Below are 21,489 nucleotides of genomic sequence, written 5' to 3'. Positions count from 1 at the left end.
TACCGTGACGGCATGACGCCTCCTCCCGCCGATCTCGTCATCACCCGGTGCACGGTGCTCACGCACGACGATCAGGAGACGATCGGGTTCGCCGAGGACGCCTCGATCCTCGTCCGGGACGGGGTCGTCGAAGCGGTCGTCAGCGGGGCCGAGGCCGGCGGGGTGCCCGCCCGCGAACGCATCGACGCCCACGGGCAGATCGCCCTGCCCGGGCTGATCAACTGCCACACCCACGCCCCCATGGCCGCCCTGCGCGGAGTCGCGGAGGACCTGCCGACCGACGCCTGGTTCAACGACGTCGTCTGGCCCGTCGAGTCCAACCTCACCGCCCGCGACGTCGAGTTGGGGGCCCGGCTCGCCTGCGCCGAGATGATCCGCGCCGGAGTCACCTGCTTCGCCGACCACTACTTCGCCATGGACGCCGTCGCCGCCGTCGTCGAGGAGTGCGGGATCAGGGCCCACCTCGGCGAGGCGTACTTCTCCTCGCAGGGCCCGGCCGGCCGGGAGAGATCGCTGGAGTTCGCCCTGGAGCACCGCGGGCGCGCGGGCGGCCGGATCACCACCACCCTCGCCCCGCACGCCCCCTACACCGTGGACGACACCGACCTCGCCGCAACCGCCCGCCTCGCCCACGAGCACGGCCTGCCCGTCCATCTGCACGCCGCCGAGAACCGCGACCAGACCACCACCAGCCTGGAACGCCACGGCGTCACACCCATCGAGGTGCTGCGCCGCACCGGACTCCTCGACACCGACGTCCTCATCGCGCACGGCACGGGCATCCTCGACGAGGACCTGCCCGCGCTCCGCGACGCCGGCGGCCGTGTCGCCGTCGCCACCGCGCCCCGCGGCTACCTCAAGTTCGGCTGGCCCACCACCACACCGGTGCGGGCGCTGCGCGAGATCGGCGTCCCGGTCGGCCTCGCCACCGACGGCGCCGCCTCCAACAACTCCCTCGACGTCTGGGAGTCGATGGCCCTCACCGCCCTCGTCCAGAAGTCCACGACCGGCGACCCACGCTGGCTGACCGCCCGTCAGGCCCTGCACCACGCCACCCTGCAGAGCGCGCGGGCCGTCGGACTCGGCGACACCATCGGCAGCATCGCGCCCGGGCGCCGCGCCGACATCGTGCTCGTCGACCTCAGCGGCCCCCACACCCAGCCCGTGCACGACCTGGCCGCCACCCTCGTGCACAGCGCCCGGTCCTCCGACGTGCGCACCACGATCGTCGACGGCCGGATCCTGATGCGCGACCGGGAACTCCTCACCCTCGACGTGCCGTCCGTGGTACGGGAGTTGGGGGAGCGGCTGCCCGCACTCCTGGACCGCGGCCACGGCCGGCGCATCCAGGAGTACGACACGTAAGGGGAAGTCCGCCGAGAAATTTCACGGTACGGCGATGAGTTCCGGCGACGGCCCCGGTCACCCCTGTGGACGGACCGTTGTACAGAAGGGGCGCCGATGTCGCTTCCGGAGATCGTTTCGCGCGAGCAGTGGCGCGCGGCACGCGAGGAACTGCTGGTCAAGGAGAAGGCGGCGACCCGCGCGCGGGACGCGCTGAACGCCGAGCGGCGCGCCCTGCCCATGGTCGAGGTCATCGAGGAGTACGTGTTCGAGGGCGGCGACGGCAAGGCCACGCTGCTGGACCTGTTCGAGGGCCGGCACCAACTCGTCGTGTATCACTTCATGTTCGCGCCCGAGTGGGAGGCGGGCTGCCGCACCTGCTCGGCGTTCCTGGACCAGATCGGCCAACTCGCGCATCTGCACGCGCGCGACACGACGTTCGCCGCCGTCTCCCGGGCGCCGTTCACCCGGATCCTGCCGTTCAAGGCCCGGATGGGCTGGAGCGTCCCCTGGTACTCCGCCTGCGGCCCCGACTTCAACCTCGACTTCGAGGTGACCCTGGAACGCGACGGCGAACTGGTGGAGCGGCCCGGCCTGAGCTGCTTCCTGCGGGACCGGGACCGGGTCTTCCACACCTACTCGACGTACGGGCGCGGCCTCGACGGGCTCGGCTCGACCACCGGGTTCCTGGACCTGACCGCGCTGGGCCGGCAGGAGAAGTGGGAGGAGCCCCAGGGGCGCGCGTCCGCCTTCGGTAGTCCTGCGGGCGCCGGGCCCGTCCGCTATCACGACGAGTACGAGGGCTGACACGGACCGTCGTCCCCCGTGATGCCCTGTGCCCATCCGTTCACGGACAGCGGTGAACGGGTGTCAAGTACGTCTCAGTACCGTCACCGGCCGAGGCGATCGGCACCCCTCAGGCGTTAACTCCTACAAGTACGACGCCACGGGAGGTGCAGGATGGTGAACGGGCGAACGGTGCTCGAACGCTTTCCGGCGGGCGGGCCGCGCGGATCGTGGCCGGCCGAGGAGTTCGCGCATGCGCGACGCATGGAGGGTCTCGCGGCCGAGGTCGTGATGGACCTGGCCACGGACGCCTTCCTGGTGATCGTCCGCGGTGACGCCACGGCGGACGTCACCGCCTGAGGAACTCAGTGATGACCGGGCGGGTCAGCCCGGCCTCGGTGCGGGCACCCGGGCCGTGAACTGCTCCGCCTGGAGCGAGTACAGCTCCGCGTACAGGCCACCGGTGGCCAGCAGTTCCTCCGGGGTGCCGGACTCCACGAGCCGGCCCTGGTCGAGGACGTGCACCAGATCGGCGTGCCGGACCGACGCCAGCCGGTGGGTGATCAGCACGACCGTCTGACCGGCCGAGGCCAGGGCGCGGATCTTCTCGAAGACCTCCAGCTCCGCCCGGGCGTCCAGGGCCGCCGTCGGCTCGTCCACGATCAGGATGCGTCCGCGCCGGTACGCGGCCCGCGCGATGCCCAGCCGCTGCCACTGGCCGCCGGACAGCTCGTGCCCGCCGTTGAACTGCCGGGCCAGCAGGGTGTCCAGGCCGCGCGGCAGGTCCGCCACCACGTCCTGAGCGCCGGCCTGGGCGATCGAGGTGTCCAGCCGCTCCTCGGTCAGCGGCACGGACGACCGGCCGACGGCCACGTTGACGCGTGCGGTGAACGGCCAGCGCTTGAAGTCCTGGGCCACCATCGCGATGCGTTCGGCGAGCTGGTGCCGGTCGGCGCCGGCCGCGTCGACGTCGTCCCACAGGATGCGGCCCCGGTCCGGGGTGTAGAGGCCGGCGAGCAGCTTGACCAGGGTCGTCTTGCCCGAGCCGTTCTCGCCGACGAGCGCGACGATCCGGCCGAGCGGCAGGGTCAGCGTGACGTCGTCCAGGGCCGGGCGGGACGACTCACCCGGGTAGGAGAAGCTGACATGCTCGAAGCGCACCTCCCGCGGGTCCTCGGGCAGCGGCGCCCCGCCCACCGGGATCGCCCGCTCGGCGGCCTCCTCGTACAGCCGCTGCAGATCGCCGACGAAGAGGGCCTCCTCGTGCAGCGCGTTGACCTCCAGGACGAGGGTGTCCAGGCTCGACGAGCCGGTCCGGATCGCGATGACCGCCGTACCCGCCACTGACAGCGCCATCGCCCCGGCGAGCAGCAGCCCGCCGAGCGTCGCGTACGTCGCGACGGTCGCGAGCCCCGTCCAGGCCGCCGCGATCAGCCCGGTGCGGGCCGCGAGCCGGGCCAGCCGCGCCTGCTCGGCCTCGGCGGTCTCCGACATCGCCCGGTAGTGCCGCAGCAGGAACGGCCCCACGCCGTGCACACGGATCTCCGGCGCGGCGGCCGGCTCGGTCAGCAGCCCGCTGATCAGATGCCCGGCGCGGGCGTGCTGCACCCAGGTGTGGAACGACTCGTAGCGGCGCCGGGCGTTGGTCAGCGCACTCCAGGCGCTCGGCAGCGTCATCGTGGCGAGGAGCGGCAGCAGCGCCGGGTGGAGCACGGTGAGCACACCGGCGGCGGCGATCAGCGAGATGGCCGCGTTCACCACCCGGGTGCTGTACGCGATCATGCGGCGGGCGGACGACGCCCCGTACTGCGCGGTGTCCAGCAGCTTGTGGAACGCGTGGTCCTCGATCGCGGCCAGCTCCACGGCCGCCGCCCGCTCCAGATACCGCTCGGTCGCGACCCGCTCCACCTTGGGCTCCAGCCGCCCGGTGGCGTACGTGGAGGCGGCGCGCAGCAGTGTCGAGACGACCATGACGGCGGCCATCGTGAGGAGCGCGGGAGCGGCGTCCCGCAGCCGCTCGTCGATGGCGCCGCCGCCGATCAGCCGGCCCAGCACGCTGTTCACGGCCAGCAGGGCGACGGCCTGGGCGAGACCCCGCGCGATCTCCGCGACGAGCACGGTCCGCGCGGCGCGCCGGTCGGCCTGCCAGGCCAGCCGGAAGCTGGTGGCCAGCAGCGACGGCAGCCGCCGCACCATGGCGCGCAGGCTCAGCTCCAGGAAGGCGTCCCGGTGCTGGTTCCATCCCATGTCGTACCGGAGCGGCCCGCCGAACAGCAGCCGCTCCGACTCCGACACCCCGGTGTCCTCGCCGTCCTGCTTCTTCCCCACTTCACGCCCTCCCCGCTCATCCCCCCCGGACCGCCGCGGCGGAGGGCCACTATGACGGGGCGGGCACGCCGGGCGGGAGGGCGCGGGGCGGGCGGGCGGATGCGCGCGGGCGTACGGCCGGCGGTGGAGGGGCCTCGCGCGGGTTCAGGCGCTGAGCTGCCGGGACCAGCTCGGGGTGGTGCCGATCACCCGGCACAGCGCCAGATACAGCGGGATCGGCGGCGTGTACGGCACCGTGCCGTCCGGGAGGTGGATCAGACGGGGCGTGTCGGGGACGATCGCGCCGGTCGAGTAGCGGACGGACTCCGGCCACTCCAGGGCGTAGTCCGAGTCCGAGGGGACGATCCACCACCAGTGCGACTCGTCGGCGTACACGCATCCGACGCGCGGCAGCCGGGGCAGGACCAGCGGGCCGATACGGGCGGGGACGGCCACCGCGTCGCAGCCGAGGGGTGCCGTCATGCCCTCCGGGAGGGGCAGCCGGCGCGGAGCGGCGGTCGTGCGCATGCCGCGGCGGAAGCGGACCAGCGAGTCCAGGCTCAGCGTCTGGCCGCCGCCGGACAGACCGATCACAGCCATGCGGCCCCCGTCCCTGTGCCGTCGTGCCCTGTGCTGGGGTGTTCTGGGAAGGTGTCGCCCGTCCCGTCGTGGCGGCCGTGCGCCTCGTCCTCGTCGCCGGAGCCGTCGGCCGGGCCGGGCTTGGGGCGGGAGCCCCAGCCGAGGTCGTTCCGCGGTTCCCGGGCGTCCACCGGGGCGCCGGCGTCCGCCGTAGTGCGCGGCAGCTCGGCCCACACGATCAGACCGGACCCGTGCTCGTGGGCCCCCCACGCATGGCACAGCGCGTCTATGAGGAGCAGCCCCCTGCCGTGCTCCTCCGCCTGACGCGCGGGCGACGAGTGGGGCTCACCGGCCGCGCACCCCTCGTCGCGCACGGCTATGCGGACGAGATCGGCACCGTCGTGCAGCTCGCACACGATGTGCTCGCTGGCGGTGTGCACGATCGCGTTGGTGACCAGTTCCGACACGACCAGGGCCGCCGTCTCACAGGTGTCCTCGCACACCGACCACCGGCTCAGCCGCGCCGTGGTCAGCCGTCTGGCCTGGGCGGCCGAACCCGGGTGCGCGGCCAGCTCGAACCGGAACCGGCGCTCACCGGCACGGCGCTGCGGGCCGACTCCCCTCCCCGCGGCGGAATCGGCTCGGGCGGGGGGTGGCCCGTCGGCACCGAGGCCGTGGGGGACCACAGTGGCGTCTGTTCCTAAGGGCGGGGACGGAATCACGCTTGCCACTATCGCCCCGCCGTGAACACTTGGCAAGTGTCACTCTGAAAATTGCAGAGTGCCGTATGACTCTCTGGAACGGCGTGGCACACTGCTCGCAACAGCTTGTCGAACGGCGCCAGTTGGGATCAGCGGAGATCCATCAGGTCTTCGAACAGATCTTCGAATGGCGCCGTCGGCCTGTCGGCGACCAGTCGAAGATGAGCCGGCCCTCACCGGGCCGAACCCGTGCCTGGAGGTGGACGTGAGCGAGCCGCGGTCCGCGCCGACAGTGGGCCAGGTCGTACTCGGCCGGCGCCTGCTCGACCTGCGCGAGAGCGCCGGCCTCAAGCGGGAGGACGCCGCCCGCATCCTGCGGGTCGCACCCGCCACGGTCCGCCGCATGGAGATGGCCGAGGTCTCGCTCAAGATCCCGTACCTCCAGCTGCTGCTGAAGGCGTACGGCGTCTCCGACGCGGAGGCCGACGCCTTCGTCCACCTCGCCGAGGAGGCCAACAAGCCCGGCTGGTGGCAGCGGTTCCACGACATCCTGCCCGGCTGGTTCTCCCTGTACGTCAGCCTGGAGGGCGCGGCCGCGCTCATCCGGTCGTACGAACCGCACTTCGTCCCCGGACTGCTCCAGACCGAGGACTACGCGCGCGGCGTGCTGCGCTCGGGCGCCATCGGCCAGACCAGCCCCGACGACATCGAACGCCATGTCGACCTGCGGATGCGCCGCCAGCGTCTCCTCACCCGCGAGGACGCGCCCCGCATCTGGGTCGTCATGGATGAGACCGTGCTGCACCGCCAGGTCGGCGGTCCGGAGGTGATGCGCGCCCAGATCGACAAACTGCTCGACGCCACGAAGCTGCCCCACGTGACCCTGCAGATCGCCCCGTTCGCCAACGGGGTGCATCCCGGCACGTTCGGCCCCTTCGTGCTCTTCCGATTCGCCGTGCCGGAACTCCCGGACATGGTCTACAGCGAGTACCTGACCGGCGCCGTCTACCTCGACGCGCGCAATGAGGTGGCCACCCATCTCGAGGTCATGGACCGCATGGCGGCACAGGCCGCTACGGCACATCGCACGAAGGAGATCCTGCGGGATCTCCGCAAGGAGCTGTGAATGGATCGCATCAAGCCGCGCATACCCGTCTACAACGGCATGCCCGCGCGGGACTTGGGCAGTGAGGGCTGGCACAAACCGTGGAGCGGGGGAAACGGCGGCAACTGCCTGGAGGCGATGAAACTCTCCGACGGGCGCATCGCCGTCCGGCAGTCCACCGACCCGGACGGACCGGCCCTGATCTACACGACGGACGAGATGACGGCGTTCATCGAGGGCGCCAAGGCGGGGAAGGCGGACTTCCTGCTCTCCTGACCCTCCCGCACGACCGTTGCTCATCTGCTGTGTTCCTGCGATTCCCCTAATTTGGTGTTGAGTTGAAGACTTCCTGCCGACGGACCTTACGGAGTACGCCATGACCGGGCCGCACCCCGCCGAGATCGACACGAGCAAGCCCCACCCCGCGCGGATGTACGACTGGTACCTCGGCGGGAAGGACAACTACCCCGTCGACGAGGCCATGGGCCGCCAGATGCTCGCCCTCGACCCGCGGGTGCCGGTCATGGCACGCGTCAACCGCGCGTTCATGCACCGGTCCATCACCTGGCTCGCGCAGCGGGGCGTACGACAGTTCCTCGACGTCGGCACGGGCATACCGACCGAGCCGAACCTCCACCAGGTCGCCCAGCGGGTCGCGCCCGACGCACGCGTCGTCTACTGCGACAACGACCCCATCGTGCTGGCCCACGCCGAGGCCCTGCTGCGCGGCACCGACGAGGGTGCCACGCGGTACCTCCAGGCCGACGTGCGCGATCCGGAGGCCGTCCTCGAGGGCGCCCGCAAGGTCCTCGACCTCGACCGCCCGGTCGCCCTCTCGCTCATCGCGCTGCTGCACTTCGTCCCCGACGAGGACGGCGCGCACGAGCTGGTCGGCAAGCTGCTGTCCGAACTCCCCTCGGGCAGCTACCTGGTGATGACCCACGCGACCGCCGACTTCACCCCCGAGGAGTCGGAGGCGGCCACCGCCAAACTCCGCGCGGCGGGCGTCACGCTGGCACTGCGCTCACACGCGGAGTTCAGCCGGTTCTTCGACGGCCTGGAACTCGTCGAACCGGGGGTACAGGTCCCGCACCTGTGGCACCCCGAACTGGGCGATCCCGTCCCCGGACAGGAGGACGGGATCATTCCGGGGTATGGCGCGGTGGGGCGCAAGCCTTAGGACTCTGCGCTTCAGAAGTACGACATGATGCGCCGGGGCGCGTCCACCAGCCGGCTCACCACCACGACCGGCAGCGGGGGCTGCTCGGCCTTGGCGGGGCTGAGGTTCAGCCCGTAGTAGATCTGCTCGAGGGACGGCGGTCCGACGGCGAGGTTGCGCCGGACCGCGTCCGTCGCCGAGTCCTGCCCGGAGTTCACGAGGTAGGCGGCCACCATCGCGCCCGTACGGCCGACACCGGCGCCGCAGTGCACGAACACGGGGCCCGGCGCCGAGGAGACGATGTCCATGAAGCGCTGCACCTGCTTCGGCGACGGCGTCTGCCCGTCCCGGATCGGCAGCCGTACGGCGGACAGCCCGGCCTTGTCCGGTTCGGACAGCTCGGCCGCGCTCATGTGCTCGGCGCGCAGGTCGACCACCGTGGTGACGCCCATGGCCGCCAGGGCCCGGTAACCGGCGGGGGAGGGTGCGGAACCGCGCCACAGGCGGCCGTCGCCGTCCACCGGCTGGAAGTGGTTCACGCCCTGTACGGCCCGGGTTCCGGCCGGTGCCGGAGTCTCCGCGCGGGCCCAGAAGGACAGACCCAGAATGCTCCCGGCGCCCACGGCCCACAGCACGAGGTAACCGATGAGGGTGAGGGTGACGGCCCGCAGCAGGCGTCGCGACAGTGGGCGAGGACGCAGGGCAGGGTTGGGCAGGGTGGCGGAGAGGACAGCCATGAGCGACCCGGGGAACTAGGGGACGAGGGCGCTTAGGCAGAGTACCCAAGGATCCGAGATCAATGGGTGAAACGTACGATTATTGTGCAATAGGTCGCATTTGACATGTCCGGTGAGTGGCGGCCCAGGGCTTCCTCGAGGGCTGCAATCGGCGCGCCGGGGCGTGAGACGGGCGCCGCCGGGGCGTGAGATGGGGTCATCGGGGCGTGAAATGGGGTCATCGGGAGTCGTCGCCCGACTCCACGTCGCTCACGGCGACCACCGTGAAGTGGGCGCGCTCCAGCGTCGCGTCCTCCAGACAGCCGCGCAGCCGCATCATGTCGTGATCGGTGAGCGCCGGGCGCACCACCCCGGCGTACATGCCGTTGCCGAGATCACCGAGCGGCGCGTGCCGCAGCGGAGCGGACGTCGAGTGCCGGCAGCTCTCCCAGATCTGCCGCGCGGCCAGCGCCTGCCCGGCCGGAGAGGCGTGGCTGCCCCGCGTGTCGAGGCGCACGACCACCGAGGTCGCCTCGTGCTCGTTGCCCTCCTCCGGCCTGGTCTGGGTCAGATCGGCCAGCCCCACGACCAGCGCGGCGATCAGGGCACCCCCGAAAAGCGTGACGGCGGTGACGTGCGCGGTACGGCCCCGCCCGGCGCCGATCGCCGGCAGGTCGTCCAGATCGCCGGGGGCCGCCGGATCCGGCGCGGCCAGCACCGACAACCGGCCGGCCAGCCGGCGCTCCACCGGCCTCGCCGTCACCGCCGCGAACCTCTGCACCACCCACGCCAGCCCGGACAGCACCACCCCGGCGACCATCAGCACCGGCACGAAGACATACGTCCGGTCCGCCGGATCCTCCAGCCAGCGGAAACGCCTCTCCTGCCGGGCGGCGACCGGTTCACGCAGCCGGCCCAGCACATCCTCCGTGCGGCGCCCGTCTGGCTCGTACGGGCGCCGGGCGCCGTCGTCCAGCCGCTGCTCGATACGGTTCAGCCGCCCCAACGTCACCAGCCCGAACAGCATCACCTCCACCACCAGCAGCAACACTCCGCAGATCAACGCCCGTTGCCACTGCCAGCGGTACAGATAGACGATCAGATAGGTGCCCGCACCGGCGGCGGCCAGCGCTCCGAAGACATAGGCGATCTTCTTCATGACGCGCCCCCCGGTCGTAGGTCTCCTCCCGCTCGTGCCTTCCGTCCGGCTCGTATGTGCTGTCCGGCCCGTACGCCCTCTCCGCCTCGTACGTCCTCTCCTTCTCGTACGTCCCTTCCGGCTCGTACGTCCTGTGCGGCTCGTACGTCCGGTGTGGCTTGTACGTCCTCTCCCTGTCGTAGGGCCTCTCCCTGGCCTATGGGTTCTCCCAGCCGTACGTCTCCCGCCGTCCCGTCGACGACGATCCGCGAACCCGGCGGGAACCGGCGCACCGCGTCCGTGACGCCGACGACCGTGGGGATCCCGAACTCCCGTGCCAGGACCGCCAGATGGGACAGCGCGCTGCCGGTCTGGGCGACCAGGCCCGTGAGGCCGGGCAGCAGCGGGGCCAGCGCCGGGTCGAGGGTGCGCACGACCAGCACGGCGTCAGAGGGCCGGGGGGCCGTCCCCGCCCAGACGGTCCCGAGCGCACGGCCCGCCGAGACGCCCCGCGCCCCGCCGTCGCCACCGGAGCCGCGTTCGACGACGACCTGGCCGTCACCGGTCAGCCGGAAGGCGTCCGGCAGCGCGGGAGTGGCGGGCGGCGGCACCCGTGCGGGAAGGTCGGCGGGCAGCGCGCCGCCCTCCAGGACGGCGGTCAGCTCCGGCCACCGCAGCAGCGCCACCCGGTCCGGCCCGATCCCCAGCCGCTCCGCGACCTCCCGCACCAGCCGCACCTGCAACTCCTGCACCCACCGCACCCGCAGCCGCAGGGCTTCGCGGGGCGGCAGGGAGGCGGGGCCGGCGGACGGCGTACCGGCCGCAGTCTCCATAGCCGCAGGAGGCTGCGGCTGCCGCGATCGCGCCGGGAGGAGTGTCGGCTCCGGCAGCGCCCGGGGCTCTCGCAGACTGGGAGCTGTGAGTGCCAGGACCACCGGGTCCGTGGCGATCACGCGGCTGTCCGGGACGCCGCGCGCACGGGCCCGGTCCAGGGCGGCGAGCGCGACACCGGCCGCCGTCCGGCCGCCCGGCGGCTCCCGCAGCAGAGCGCCGGCGAGGGCCTCCTGCGCGTGCAACGACACCAGCACCCGGCGCGACCAGCGCAGCTCCGCCGCCAACTCGGTTCCGGCGAGGGTGGACGGCGGCGGTATCTCCGCGAGGTGGCTGTCGACGTCGGCGACGACATCACGGGCCAGACCGGGCAGGGCGGCCGTCAGGCGCCCCATGCGCCAGGCGGCCGTCAGCCTGCGCGCCCCGGGCGCCGGATTCAGCAGCGCCAGCCAGCGGTGCCGGGGCGGCACCGTCCCCAGCAACCGCAGATCCGCCGCCGCACGCCCCCCGACCGTCGTGACCACAGGCATCGACCGCAGCACCCGGCGCGGCGCCGTACCCCCGATGTCCAGCGCGGCCGCCAGCCCCCGGGCCATCGGCGCCACCCACAGATCCTCCTCCAACGGCGTGAGCTGATCCGGCAGCGTCTCGGCCACCGGCCCCGGCCCCAGCAACCGGGCCCCGCGCGCCGGACGGGCCGCCATCGCCGTGATCGGCCGGCTCTGGAACAGCCACAGACGCCCGTCCGCGTCGAAACCGAACTCGATGTCCTGCGGAGCACCGAAGACCCGCTCCGCCCGACGCGCGAGCCGCGCCAGCCGGAACAGCTCCCCACGCGTCAGCAACGCCCCGTCCCCGGCGGAACCCGGCCGGTGGCTCGGCTCGCCCGAGGAATCGGCCAGCAGGTCCTCCGACGCCCAGGACCGCGGCGCCGCAGGCTCCTCCGGAGGGTCCTCGGCGGCCAGGACGCGGATCAGACGCCCCCGGCGGCTCAGCCAGTGATCGGTGCTCGCCCGGGTCCCGCCGACCAGGCTGTCCGGCCCGCCCGGCACCGCGCTGACCAGCATGCGATCAGCACGCCCCGCCACCGGATCGGCACCGAACAGCACCCCGCCGACCCGTGCGCCGAGCATCGGCTGCACCAGGACCGCCATCGGTGCCGTGGACCCGTCGGACAGACGGGCGGAGTCCTGGACCGTACGGACGGCCGCGCGAAAGCTCGCCCAGCCCCGCACATCGAGCACCGAGGCGAACCGGCCCGCCAGCGACGACTCCTCCGTGTCCTCCTGCGGCGAGGAGGACCGCACGACAAGCGGCCGGGCGCCGCCGTCCGAGAGCTCGTCCCAGGCACGACGCAGCGCGACCTCGTCCTCTCTCGCACCATGAGGGATCACGAACCCCGGCAGCACCGGCAGACCCGCGGCCGCCGCGCGGGCGAGATTCGCCGCCTTCGAGCCGGTCAGGGCGAGCGCGCTGCCGGCGCGGCTCAACGGCACCACTGCCGGGCCGCAAGGCCCCGCGCCACCGGGTGACGTAGCGCCCCGGTGCCCTTCCCTGCCGCGCGCACCTTCTCCGTGACGTGCATCGAGCGTCGTCATGAACACCCTCCAGGGCCGACCGCCAACAGGGGGGACGCGCTGGGGTGGCCCTGCGCCTGACGGCGGCACGAAGGATGGGGGCGGGTCACGACCGGCACGCGTCCGATCGCGTCGGTGACGGCCGCCTCCTTTACCGATGATCCCACTCCAGAGCGCATCCATGCAGCCCTTAAGCGACTTTTCGGACAGTTCGGGGGAGGAGGTGTGAGGAGCGGGCCGATCGTGTCCTGCGATGCCAGGTAGTGGCGTTCGCGAGGCGTGGTCACCCGTGTACGGCTCGCTTGCGACCGGCGCTCACGGCCTCGAAGGCAGCACCTGGGGGGTGGGGCCGTGGCTCACACCGTCATCGGACGGTCGTACGGCGATATCGGCGCCGGCAGCCGCGAACTACCGGTCAGATACGCGTCCACGGCCGCCGCCACCGCCCGCCCCTCGGCGATCGCCCACACGATGAGCGACTGCCCCCGGGCGGCGTCACCGGCGGCGAACACCCCGGGCACGTTCGTCGCGAACCCGGCGTCCCGCGTGATCGTCCCGCGCGGCTCCATCTCCAGCCCGAGCTGGTCGACCAGCCCGTCCGCGCGGTCCGGACCCGAGAAACCCAGCGCGAGCAGCACCAGATCGGCGGGCAGGGTCCGCTCGGTGCCCGGCACCGGCCGGCGCAGCGCGTCCACCTCGACCAGGTGCAGCCGACGCACATGACCGTCCTCGTCACCGGAGAAGCGGAGCGTCGACGCCGCGAACAACCGCGCGTCGGCGTCCGCCGCCGGAGCCGACCCGAGATCCCGCGCCTCCTCGTGCGCGGCCGACAACCGGTACACCTTCGGATACGTCGGCCACGGCTCGGCATCGTCGTCCCGCTCCGTGCCCGGCTGGGCGTAGATGTCCAACTGCGTCACCGACGCGGCACCCTCCCGCAACGCCGTACCGAGACAGTCGGCCCCCGTGTCACCACCGCCGACGATGACCACGTGCTTCCCGGCCGCGGACATCGGGGACACCTCCAGATCCCCCTCACACACCCGGTTCGCCAGCGGCAGATACGCCATCGCCTGCTCGATCCCCCGCAACTCCCGCCCCGACACCGGCAGTTCCCGCCACGCCGTGGCCCCAGTAGCGAGCACCACGGCGTCATAACGCGACCGCAGCTCGGCGGCACCGATGTCCCGCCCCACCGCCGTCGACGTCCGGAACCTGGTCCCCTCGACCCGCATCTGCTCGATCCGCCGGTCCAGATGATGCTTCTCCATCTTGAACTCGGGGATGCCGTACCGCATCAGCCCCCCGATCCGGTCGTCCTTCTCGTACACCGCGACCGTGTGGCCCGCGCGCGTCAGCTGCTGCGCCGCCGCGAGCCCGGTGGGCCCCGACCCGACCACGGCGACCGTCCGCCCCGACAGCCGGTCCGGGGGGCTCGGCGGCGCCAACCCCTCCTGCCAGGCCCGGTCCGCGATCGCGCACTCGACGTTCTTGATGGTGACGGCGGGCTGGTTGATCGCCAGCACACATCCGGCCTCGCAGGGCGCCGGGCACAGCCGTCCCGTGAACTCGGGAAAGTTGTTCGTCGCGTGCAACCGGTCCGCCGCGGCCCGCCAGTCCTCACGCGAGACCAGGTCGTTCCACTCGGGAATCAGATTGCCCAGCGGGCAGGCGTCGTGACAGAACGGGATGCCGCAGTCCATACAACGGTCCGCCTGCTTACTGATGATCGGCAGCAACGCCCCCGGGACATACACCTCGTCCCAGTCCCGCACCCGTTCCTCGACCGGCCGACGCGGCCACTCCTGGCGGGGGGTGTTCAGGAAACCCTTGGGATCGGCCATGGCCGTCTTCCTCGCGTGCGCGCGTCACATCCGCAGGTCACAGGTCCGCAGGCCACACATCCGTGAGCCCTGCGTCATCGGGCGGCATCCTTCCGGCCACGATACGTCCCGCCCGCCACCCGCGCAGGATGGCCGACAGCGCCTTCCCAGCGGGCCTTCGCACAGCGCCTTCGCACAGCGCCGTCGCACAGTGCACTCCCGGGCCGTCGGCGCATCCCGGCGATCCGGCGGATCAGCTGTGGATCAGCATCAGCTGTGGATCAGCAGCAGCCGTGGATCAGCTGAGGGCGAGGGAGTAGGACACCATCGCGGCCGCCGACGCCACCGTGCGGACATGGTTCCACGCCGACCACTCCCGCACATACGCCGGCCAGTACGCGCTCGCCTCCTGCGTACCCGGCTCCAGCTTCGCCAGCGCCTCGTTCCGGGGCACGTTCGCCATCATCGTCACCCCGAACGAACCGAACAGATACAACGCGCTGCCCAGCAACAACTCCACGGTCACCCGGTCCGGCCACAGCACGAACGTCACCACGGCGATCACCGCGCACAGCACCGCCGACCCCAGGAACAGCAACAGGAACGCCGGCATCAGTGCGGCCCTGTTGATCGCCCTCATAGCGGCCACGCCCTGCGCCGGAGGCAGCGAGGCGAGCCCGGGCATCACGAAGGTCGAGAAGGCACAGAAGACGCCCGCGACCAGGCCGGTCCCGACCACACCGATCACGACGAGTACGAAGTACGGCCCGTCCATCATGTCCAACGTCAACTCCCGTTTCCCACCGCGATCCTGCCCGGCCTCTCCGGTCACCACCAGGAAAACCCTGTGCGAATACGGTGCCCATGGCCGAGCGACCCGATCACATACGTGAGCGTCCATGGGGGGGGAGGGGGCCGCCCCCTCCCCCAACCCCCGTTCCCCCTCCGCCCCCTCCCTCCCGCCCCGCCACACCCGCAGCGCCCCCTCCACCGCCGCCCCGATCCTGCGGCGAGCCTCATGCCGCGGCACCCCACTCATCAGCAGCTCGTCGTACGGCGTGTCCAGGTGCCGTACCGACGCCGCCACCGCCGACGTGACGGCGCCCTCGGACAGCGCGCGCCCCGCCGCACTGCGCCCCACCCGCCCGCTGCCCCGCACCGAGGCATGCCCGGCGATGTCCCGCGCCCGCTCCGGAGGGCACCCCGGGAACAACCGGCGTATCTCCGCCGCGAACGCCTCCGCGAACCGCGCGTCCTCCCGCTCCCGCCGTCGCGCGTCCCGTGCCCGGCGCCGCCGCCGGGCCTCCGCGTCGGCCAGGCAGCGCTGCTCCGCCCGGGCGAGCCCCGCCTCCTCCACCAGCACGCCCTGCCGCTCGTACCGGCCCTTGCGCCGGTTGAACCGCACGACCACCGCGGACAGTCCGCTCTCCTCCCGCGACCGTGGTCAACGCGGTGTCGCCGCGCGGCAGGAACACCAGGTGCCCGAGGTCGGCACAGTCGAGGCACCGAGGTGTCCCGTCCTCCAGTACGAGCATCCGCAGCGGCCCCGTCCGGCACTCCGCGCAGTGCCTCCGCTTGAGGGGCTGCACGACGAGGGGACCAGCGCGTGACGAGGATGTGGCCGAGCGTGACATGCTCAGGTGATCCCCCCTCCTCCCCGGCGCGGAACGCCCCCGCCCACCTCCGACGTTGCCTTTCCGTGCCTGTGCCTGTGCCCGTGCCCGTGCCCGAGTCCAGGCCGGCGCCAGGGGCGCCGGGACTCGCTCCCGCCCCCTGCCGCATCATGGGCCGTGTGCGACTCGAAGCGATCACCTGGGAGCGGCTCGCCGACTCTCTGGCCGAGCGGCTCCTCGACCTGAGGCGGGCCGACGGCGGCGCCTGGCCGCGTGTGGCCCTCGACGGTGCCCCGGCGGCCCGCCCGGGCGAGCTGGCCGAACGGGTCGCCGAGGCACTGCGGGTACGAGGCCGTCCCGCCCTCACCGTCGGCGCGGAGGGCTTCCTGCGGCCCGCCTCGGTCCGCCTGGAGTATGGGCACGAGGACGTGGACGCCTACTACGACGGCTGGCTCGACACCGGCGCCCTGTGGCGCGAGGTCTTCGGCCCCCTCGAACCCGGCGGTGACGGCCGTGTCCTGCCCGACCTGTGGGACCCGGTCACGGACCGTGCGACCCGCAGTGACTACACCCGACTCCCGCCCGGCGGTGTGCTGTTGCTCCACGGCCCCCTCCTGCTGCGGCACTGGTTCCCCTTCGATCTGACCGTCCACGTCCTCCTCTCGCCCGGCGCGCTGCGCCGCCGCACCCCCGAGGCCGATCACTGGACCCTGCCGGCCTTCGAGCGCTACGACCGCGAGACCGACCCGGCCGCCACGGCCGACGTCCTGATCCGCGCCGACGACCCCCGCCACCCCGCCTGGACCGGCTGACCCGAGCGCCGGCTCGGGCGACCGGGCGCACCCGCCCACACCACGGCTGCCCCGCCCCGAGATCCCGGCCCCCGGCGCCGGTCAGCCCTCGGGCGCCACCCCAGCCCCCGACCCCAACGCTCTCCAGGTGCGTGGGCCCCAGCCCCCGGCGACAATTGACTGCGCCGGGACTAGCGGTGCGTCCCGCGCCGCGCCGGCCGTCCGGCAACGGGAGGTAATCCATGACCACTGCCGGAGACATCATGCACCGCGGCGCCCAGTGGATCCCGGCCCACGAGACCCTGGACCGGGCCGCCCAGCTGATGCGCGACCTGGGCGTCGGAGCCCTGCCCATCAGCGACCAGAACGAACGGCTCTGCGGAATCCTCACCGACCGCGACATCGTCGTCGGCTGCGTGGCCATGGGGCACGACCCGAGCAAGGTCACCGCAGGCGAGATGGCCCAGGGGACCCCCCGCTGGATCGAGGCGGACGCCGACATCAGCGATGTTCTCCGCGAGATGACGGATCACCAGATCCGCCGGCTCCCGGTCATCGAGGACAAGCGCCTCGTCGGCATGATCAGCGAGGCCGACCTCGCCCGGAACCTGCCGGAGAGCGACGTCGGTCACTGGGCCGAGAGCGTCTACTCCCGGAGCGGCGAGACGATGACGCACTGACCACCGGCCGACGGGGTCACCTCCTGGACGCCCCTGCCCGGCAGACCGAGCCGGACGGGGGCGTGTCGGTGCCCGTCCGCCCTATGCCCGGACGCTGCATCCCCGTCCTCCCTCACAACCAGCCGTTGCGACGGAACCCGCGGTACAGGACCACACACGCCACGGATATGACGGCCAGGACGAGCGGGTAGCCGAACGTCCACCGCAGCTCCGGCATGTGCTCGAAGTTCATCCCGTACACCCCGCACACCATGGTCGGCACGGCGACGATCGCGGCCCACGCCGTGATCTTCCGCATGTCCTCGTTCTGGGCGACGGTGACCTGGGCCAGGTGCGCCTGGAGGATCGAGTTCAGCAGTTCGTCGAAGGAGAACAGCTGCTCCTTGGCCCGCAGCAGATGGTCGGAGACGTCACGGAAGTACGCCTGTATCTCCGGGGCCACGACCCGGATCGGCACGGTGGCCAGTTCCTCCAGAGGGCGGCTGAGCGGCACCACGGCCCGCTTCAGTTCCAGGAGTTCACGCTTGAGCTGGTATATCCGGCCCGGGTCGGCCCGTGCGCCGTCCTCCGCGAAGACGTCCGTCTCGACCTTGTCGATGTCCTCCTGCACGGAGTCGATGACGCTCAGATAGTCGTCCACGACATGGTCCGCGATCGCGTGGAGCACCGCGGCCGGCCCCTGGGTGAGCTGCTCGGCGTTCGCCTCCAGCTCCTCGCGCAACGGGCCGAGCGAGCCGTGCCGTCCGTGCCGCACCGTGATCACGAAATCATGGCCGACGAACAGCATGATCTCACCCGTGTCCACGACCTCGCTGGTCGCCGTGAGCTCCTCGTGCTCGACGTAGCAGACCGTCTTGAACACGGCGAACAGCGTGTCGTCGTATCGCTCCAGCTTGGGCCGCTGATGTGCCTCGACCGCGTCCTCGACGGCCAGCGGATGCAGGGCGAACAGCTCCGCGATCCCCGTGAACTCCTCGGCCGTGGGCTCGTGCAGCCCGAGCCAGACGAATCCGCCGCCGCGCTTGCGTACCCGCTTCAGGGCGTCGGCCACGTCGTCGCTCTCCGGGACCCGCCTGCCGTCCTGGTACGTCACGCAGTTCACGACGGAGGAGCCCAGCGGGGATCTGGCCGGGTGACTCAGATCGACGCGCGGACGCCGACGAGTCAGCCGTGCCACCTTGCGCAGACCGCCGACCTTCGAAAGGCCGGTGACCTTGCGCAGATTCCCTGCCATGGACATCTGCAACTCCCTGCGTCGGCTTGCCTGCGCGGGTTTATGAACGGCCGGCTGCGGCACAAGCTGCGCCGTGCACCGCGTCATGGCCCGTCAGTCTGCCAGGTGGGAGTGAGACGCGGGAAAGCCTGTGGGAGCAGCACATTCCGCTTGGTTCCCGCCTGTGGACGAAGCGCCGCCCCCTCCGTTCCCGGAGTCCCGCCCCCTCCGTTCCCGGAGTCCCGCCCCCTCCGTTCCCGGAGTTCCGCACCCCGTTCCCCAGGCGCCTCGCACCCCCGTTCCCCACGGGTCCCGCACCCCCGTCCCCCAAGAGTGGGGAAGCCGAAATTCGGGGCGGCAGGGCCGAGCGTCACCCTCTTCGGACAAGGGCGGCAACTGGGATGATCGGGGCATGACGCGAACCGACGGATACCTCCTCGACAACCGGCAGGCCGAGGCAGCCGAGCGCTTCGACGCCTTCGCCGCACTCTTCGACCCCACGACGTTCCGGCACCTCGAACGACTCGGCGTCGGCGCCGGCTGGCGCTGCTGGGAGGTGGGCGCCGGAGGCACCTCGGTGGTGTCCTGGCTGGCCAAGAAGGTCGGCCCCACCGGGCGCGTCGTCGCCACCGACATCGACACCTCCCGGCTCGCACCCGCCGCCCGCCCGCCGGTCGAGGTGCTCGTGCACGACGTCGCAGCCGACGAACCCCCGGAGGAGGGCTTCGACCTGGTGCACGCCCGGCTCGTCCTCGTCCATGTGCCGGACCGGGAACGGGCGTTGCAGTCCATGATCGACTCGTTGCGCCCCGGTGGTCGCCTCCTGATCGAGGACGCCGATCCGGCGATGCAGCCCCTGCTCTGCCCCGAGGACCACGGCCCGGAGCAGCAGCTCGCGAACCGGCTGCGCAACGGCTTCCGCACCCTGCTCGCCGAGCGCGGCGCCGACCTCTCCTACGGCCGCCGGCTGCCGCGTCTGCTGCGCGAGGCCGGACTGCTGCGGGTGGAGGCCGACGCGTACTTCCCCCTCGCCTCGCCCGCCTGCGCCGCCCTGGAGTCCGCCACCGTCCGGCAGATCCGGGACCGGCTGGTCACCGAGGGCATCGCCACCGACGAGGACATCGACCGCCACCTCGCCAATGTGGCCGCCGGTGGCATGGATCTGGCCACCGCCCCGATGATCTCGGCATGGGGACGCAAGGCGCCGGAGGAGACCGGCGCCTGACCGCCGCCCGCGGACCTCACCCCGCCGACGGCGGTCTGCCGCCCACCTGTTGTACGGCCACGGCACCGGCCCGGCATCCCTGCCGCGCCGCCTCCTCGGGGCCGGCGCCCGTGATCAGTGCGGCGAGGAAGGCGCCCGTGAAGGCGTCCCCCGCACCGGTCGTGTCCCGCGCCTCCGCCGGTTCCGCCGGAACACACGCGCACACGGCGCCGTCCCGCGCCACCAGCGCCCCGTCCGCGCCCTGCTTGGCGACCACCAGCGGCACCCGGCGGCTCAGTTCGGCCGCCGCCCGCGCCGCGTCCGCCGTCCCCGTGAGCAGCCGGGCCTCGTCCCGGCTGGGCAGCAGGATGTCCACCCCCGCCACCGCCTCCAGGAACCGGTCGGCGCCCAGCTGCACCAGGAAACCGGCCGACGCCGGGTCCAGGCTCACCGGTACGCCTCGCGCGCGTGCCGACCGCAGAGCCGCCGCCACCAGCGCCCGGCTCGTATCCGAGAACAGCAGATACCCCGACAGATGCAGGTGACCCACCCCGTCGAGCAGGCCCTCCGACCAGTCCTCGGGTCCCAGTCTCAGGGACGCGCCGCTGTCCGTGAGGAACGTCCGCTCGGCGGCGGCACCGCCGTCGACCAGGCAGATCACCGTCCCGGTCGGCGCCTTCGGGTCGACGACGAGCAGCGGCCGTACCCCGCCGGCCGTCAGCTCCCGCTCGTGCCAGGCCGAGGCGTCCACTCCGACCCGGCCCAGCAGCCGTACGTCGGCACAGCCCCGGTACGCCGCCCAGCAGGCCACGTTGGCGCCCGCGCCGCCCGGTACCGTCCGGATGGCCGCCGCCGTGTCCGTGCCGGAGGCGAGCGGCCCGTGATGGCGGGCGATCACGTCCGTCACCACGTCCCCGACGACCAGCAGGGCGCCAGGGGAGGACCCCGGGACGCTCACACCCCGGTCCAGGCCGCCGCGATCCGGCCCGCCAGCCGTACGTTGCCGCGCACCGCCGCCAGATTGGCGCTCAGGGAGGCGCCGTCGGTGTGCCGTACCAGGTAGTCCAGCAGGAACGGGGTGACGGCCTGGCCGGTCACCCCGCGCTCCTCGCACGCGTGCAGCGCGTCGGCGAGCACACGCGCGTGCAGCTCCGGAGCGAGCTGCTCCTCCTCCGGCACCGGGTTGGCGACGATCAGCGCCGACGCGGGCCCGTCGAGGCTGTCCTGCGCGCGCATCACCTCGGCCACCTCCCGGGGCGAGCGCAGGGTCCAGTCCACGGGGTGCCCCGAGTCGGACAGATAGAAGCCGGGAAAGCGGTCGGTTCCGTAGCCGGCCACCGCGATCCCCAGGGTCTCCAGTCGCTGCAGCGTGGCGGGGACGTCCAGGATCGACTTCACGCCCGCGCACACCACCGTGACGCGGGTCCGCGCCAGCAGCCCCAGGTCGGCCGACTCGTCCTGCGTGACCGTCCACTCCCGGTGCACCCCGCCCAGGCCGCCCGTCGCGAACACCCGGACCCCGGCGAGGGCCGCCAGCTGGGCGGTCGCCGACACCGTCGTCGCCCCGCTCGCCCCGGCCGCCACCGCGAGCGGCAAATCCCGGTGCCCCAGCTTCCGGATCCCGTCCTCGTTGGCGATCCGCTCCAACTGCTGCTTGTCCAGGCCGACGTGCGGCCGTCCGTCCAGCACGGCGATCGTCGCGGGGACCGCGCCCTCCCGCCGTACGACGTCCTCCAGTTCCAGCGCCACATGGAGGTTGCGCGGACGGGGCAGCCCGTGCGCGATGATCGTGGATTCCAGGGCCACCACCGGGCGACGCGCGTCGACCGCGTCCCGTACTTCCTCCGACACCACCAGCACCACGCGACTGCCTCCTGTCTGTCGGTACTCCCTCATCCCTGGCGGGCCACACGCCCCGTCAA

The 21,489-nt window shown here is 72.5% G+C and carries 20 protein-coding genes and 1 pseudogene; 9 read left to right on the top strand and 12 right to left on the bottom strand.

The genetic code is table 11. The features are described 5' to 3' along the window. Positions 1–12: 12 nt before the first annotated feature. From DC008_RS08225 to DC008_RS08215, 3 genes are all read left to right on the top strand, one after another. Complete coding sequence (locus DC008_RS08225; RefSeq protein WP_108706383.1) at positions 13–1,365, top strand: amidohydrolase; 1,353 nt, start codon at positions 13–15, stop codon at positions 1,363–1,365. 96 nt (positions 1,366–1,461) lie between these two features. Beyond that, positions 1,462–2,151: a DUF899 domain-containing protein gene (locus DC008_RS08220; protein ID WP_108706382.1), complete on the top strand. Its 690-nt coding sequence runs from the start codon at positions 1,462–1,464 to the stop codon at positions 2,149–2,151. A gap of 153 nt (positions 2,152–2,304) precedes the next feature. Further along, a complete protein-coding gene (locus DC008_RS08215) occupies positions 2,305–2,490 on the top strand; it encodes a hypothetical protein (RefSeq protein ID WP_055621512.1) in 186 nt (61 codons plus the stop codon). Between the two features lie 24 nt (positions 2,491–2,514). On the opposite strand, the gene DC008_RS08210 is transcribed toward DC008_RS08215, so the two are convergent. The 3 genes from DC008_RS08210 to DC008_RS08200 all read right to left on the bottom strand — a co-directional run bounded on the left by DC008_RS08210 (position 2,515) and on the right by DC008_RS08200 (position 5,747). Further along, positions 2,515–4,458: an ABC transporter ATP-binding protein gene (locus DC008_RS08210; RefSeq protein ID WP_108706381.1), complete on the bottom strand. Its 1,944-nt coding sequence runs from the start codon at positions 4,456–4,458 to the stop codon at positions 2,515–2,517. Between the two features lie 144 nt (positions 4,459–4,602). Beyond that, the gene (locus DC008_RS08205; protein WP_055621510.1) at positions 4,603–5,037 is read right to left on the bottom strand and encodes a hypothetical protein; all 435 of its coding nucleotides are present in this window, start codon (positions 5,035–5,037) and stop codon (positions 4,603–4,605) included. Beyond that, positions 5,028–5,747, bottom strand: a complete 720-nt coding sequence (locus tag DC008_RS08200; protein ID WP_108706380.1) for an ATP-binding protein — start codon at positions 5,745–5,747, stop codon at positions 5,028–5,030. Before DC008_RS08200 ends, DC008_RS08205 begins: the two co-directional genes overlap by 10 nt. A 235-nt stretch (positions 5,748–5,982) precedes the next feature. Between DC008_RS08200 and DC008_RS08195 the strand changes: the two genes are divergently transcribed. From DC008_RS08195 to DC008_RS08185, 3 genes are all read left to right on the top strand, one after another. After that, a complete protein-coding gene (locus DC008_RS08195; protein ID WP_108710608.1) occupies positions 5,983–6,843 on the top strand; it encodes a helix-turn-helix domain-containing protein in 861 nt (286 codons plus the stop codon). Then, a complete protein-coding gene (locus DC008_RS08190; RefSeq protein WP_108706379.1) occupies positions 6,844–7,098 on the top strand; it encodes a DUF397 domain-containing protein in 255 nt (84 codons plus the stop codon). It abuts the gene before it with no gap. Positions 7,099–7,198: 100 nt separating this feature from the next. Then, on the top strand, positions 7,199–8,002 hold the full coding sequence (locus DC008_RS08185; RefSeq protein WP_108706378.1) for an SAM-dependent methyltransferase: 804 nt from the start codon (positions 7,199–7,201) through the stop codon (positions 8,000–8,002). Between the two features lie 11 nt (positions 8,003–8,013). Here DC008_RS08185 and DC008_RS08180 read toward each other — a convergent pair whose 3' ends face one another. The 6 genes and pseudogenes from DC008_RS08180 to DC008_RS08155 all read right to left on the bottom strand — a co-directional run. Continuing rightward, the gene (locus tag DC008_RS08180; protein WP_108706377.1) at positions 8,014–8,718 is read right to left on the bottom strand and encodes a fused DSP-PTPase phosphatase/NAD kinase-like protein; all 705 of its coding nucleotides are present in this window, start codon (positions 8,716–8,718) and stop codon (positions 8,014–8,016) included. Positions 8,719–8,935: 217 nt separating this feature from the next. After that, entirely contained in the window at positions 8,936–9,856 is a 921-nt protein-coding gene (locus DC008_RS08175) for a hypothetical protein (RefSeq protein WP_108706376.1), read from the bottom strand. Continuing rightward, a complete protein-coding gene (locus tag DC008_RS08170; protein ID WP_244221485.1) occupies positions 9,853–12,162 on the bottom strand; it encodes a PEP/pyruvate-binding domain-containing protein in 2,310 nt (769 codons plus the stop codon). The genes DC008_RS08175 and DC008_RS08170 overlap by 4 nt, the downstream gene beginning before the upstream one ends. 437 nt (positions 12,163–12,599) lie before the next feature. Continuing rightward, positions 12,600–14,087, bottom strand: a complete 1,488-nt coding sequence (locus DC008_RS08165; RefSeq protein WP_108706374.1) for a glutamate synthase subunit beta — start codon at positions 14,085–14,087, stop codon at positions 12,600–12,602. A gap of 277 nt (positions 14,088–14,364) precedes the next feature. Beyond that, positions 14,365–14,844, bottom strand: coding sequence for an anthrone oxygenase family protein (locus DC008_RS08160; RefSeq protein ID WP_108710607.1), 480 nt, complete (start codon positions 14,842–14,844; stop codon positions 14,365–14,367). A 186-nt stretch (positions 14,845–15,030) separates the two neighbouring features. Then, positions 15,031–15,700, bottom strand: a pseudogene (locus DC008_RS08155) (DUF2293 domain-containing protein); the annotation flags it as partial. A gap of 158 nt (positions 15,701–15,858) precedes the next feature. On the opposite strand from DC008_RS08155, the gene DC008_RS08150 reads away from it, so the two are divergent. After that, positions 15,859–16,491 (top strand): nucleoside/nucleotide kinase family protein, encoded by a 633-nt coding sequence (locus tag DC008_RS08150; protein ID WP_108710606.1) that lies wholly within the window; start codon positions 15,859–15,861, stop codon positions 16,489–16,491. Between the two features lie 221 nt (positions 16,492–16,712). Then, complete coding sequence (locus tag DC008_RS08145; RefSeq protein ID WP_108706373.1) at positions 16,713–17,150, top strand: CBS domain-containing protein; 438 nt, start codon at positions 16,713–16,715, stop codon at positions 17,148–17,150. Positions 17,151–17,262: 112 nt separating this feature from the next. On the opposite strand, the gene DC008_RS08140 is transcribed toward DC008_RS08145, so the two are convergent. Further along, positions 17,263–18,390: a magnesium and cobalt transport protein CorA gene (locus DC008_RS08140; protein WP_108706372.1), complete on the bottom strand. Its 1,128-nt coding sequence runs from the start codon at positions 18,388–18,390 to the stop codon at positions 17,263–17,265. Positions 18,391–18,775: 385 nt separating this feature from the next. Between DC008_RS08140 and DC008_RS08135 the strand changes: the two genes are divergently transcribed. After that, a complete protein-coding gene (locus tag DC008_RS08135) occupies positions 18,776–19,588 on the top strand; it encodes a methyltransferase domain-containing protein (protein ID WP_108706371.1) in 813 nt (270 codons plus the stop codon). 16 nt (positions 19,589–19,604) lie between these two features. Here the strand turns inward: DC008_RS08135 and DC008_RS08130 are convergent, their stop codons facing one another. Both DC008_RS08130 and DC008_RS08125 read right to left on the bottom strand, forming a co-directional pair. Next, complete coding sequence (locus DC008_RS08130) at positions 19,605–20,525, bottom strand: carbohydrate kinase family protein (protein WP_108706370.1); 921 nt, start codon at positions 20,523–20,525, stop codon at positions 19,605–19,607. Beyond that, positions 20,522–21,430 carry a pseudouridine-5'-phosphate glycosidase gene (locus DC008_RS08125; RefSeq protein ID WP_208645825.1) on the bottom strand — a complete coding sequence of 303 codons (909 nt, stop codon included), beginning with the start codon at positions 21,428–21,430 and terminating at the stop codon, positions 20,522–20,524. Before DC008_RS08125 ends, DC008_RS08130 begins: the two co-directional genes overlap by 4 nt. Positions 21,431–21,489 lie beyond the last annotated feature (59 nt).

The sequence above is a fragment of the Streptomyces nigra genome, assembly GCF_003074055.1.
GTDB classification, from domain to species: domain Bacteria; phylum Actinomycetota; class Actinomycetes; order Streptomycetales; family Streptomycetaceae; genus Streptomyces; species Streptomyces nigra.
Note: the sequence above shows the minus strand (reverse complement) of the source record. Positions and strands in the feature narration are given on the sequence as shown.

Coding starts and splice junctions, on each gene's coding strand:
- DC008_RS08135 (WP_108706371.1), top strand. CDS start 18,776: ATGACGCGAACCGACGGATACCTCCTCGACAACCGGCAGGCCGAGGCA.
- DC008_RS08225 (WP_108706383.1), top strand. CDS start 13: ATGACGCCTCCTCCCGCCGATCTCGTCATCACCCGGTGCACGGTGCTC.
- DC008_RS08140 (WP_108706372.1), bottom strand. CDS start 18,390: ATGTCCATGGCAGGGAATCTGCGCAAGGTCACCGGCCTTTCGAAGGTC.
- DC008_RS08185 (WP_108706378.1), top strand. CDS start 7,199: ATGACCGGGCCGCACCCCGCCGAGATCGACACGAGCAAGCCCCACCCC.
- DC008_RS08165 (WP_108706374.1), bottom strand. CDS start 14,087: ATGGCCGATCCCAAGGGTTTCCTGAACACCCCCCGCCAGGAGTGGCCG.
- DC008_RS08215 (WP_055621512.1), top strand. CDS start 2,305: ATGGTGAACGGGCGAACGGTGCTCGAACGCTTTCCGGCGGGCGGGCCG.
- DC008_RS08190 (WP_108706379.1), top strand. CDS start 6,844: ATGGATCGCATCAAGCCGCGCATACCCGTCTACAACGGCATGCCCGCG.
- DC008_RS08205 (WP_055621510.1), bottom strand. CDS start 5,037: ATGGCTGTGATCGGTCTGTCCGGCGGCGGCCAGACGCTGAGCCTGGAC.
- DC008_RS08160 (WP_108710607.1), bottom strand. CDS start 14,844: ATGATGGACGGGCCGTACTTCGTACTCGTCGTGATCGGTGTGGTCGGG.
- DC008_RS08220 (WP_108706382.1), top strand. CDS start 1,462: ATGTCGCTTCCGGAGATCGTTTCGCGCGAGCAGTGGCGCGCGGCACGC.
- DC008_RS08145 (WP_108706373.1), top strand. CDS start 16,713: ATGACCACTGCCGGAGACATCATGCACCGCGGCGCCCAGTGGATCCCG.
- DC008_RS08180 (WP_108706377.1), bottom strand. CDS start 8,718: ATGGCTGTCCTCTCCGCCACCCTGCCCAACCCTGCCCTGCGTCCTCGC.
- DC008_RS08175 (WP_108706376.1), bottom strand. CDS start 9,856: ATGAAGAAGATCGCCTATGTCTTCGGAGCGCTGGCCGCCGCCGGTGCG.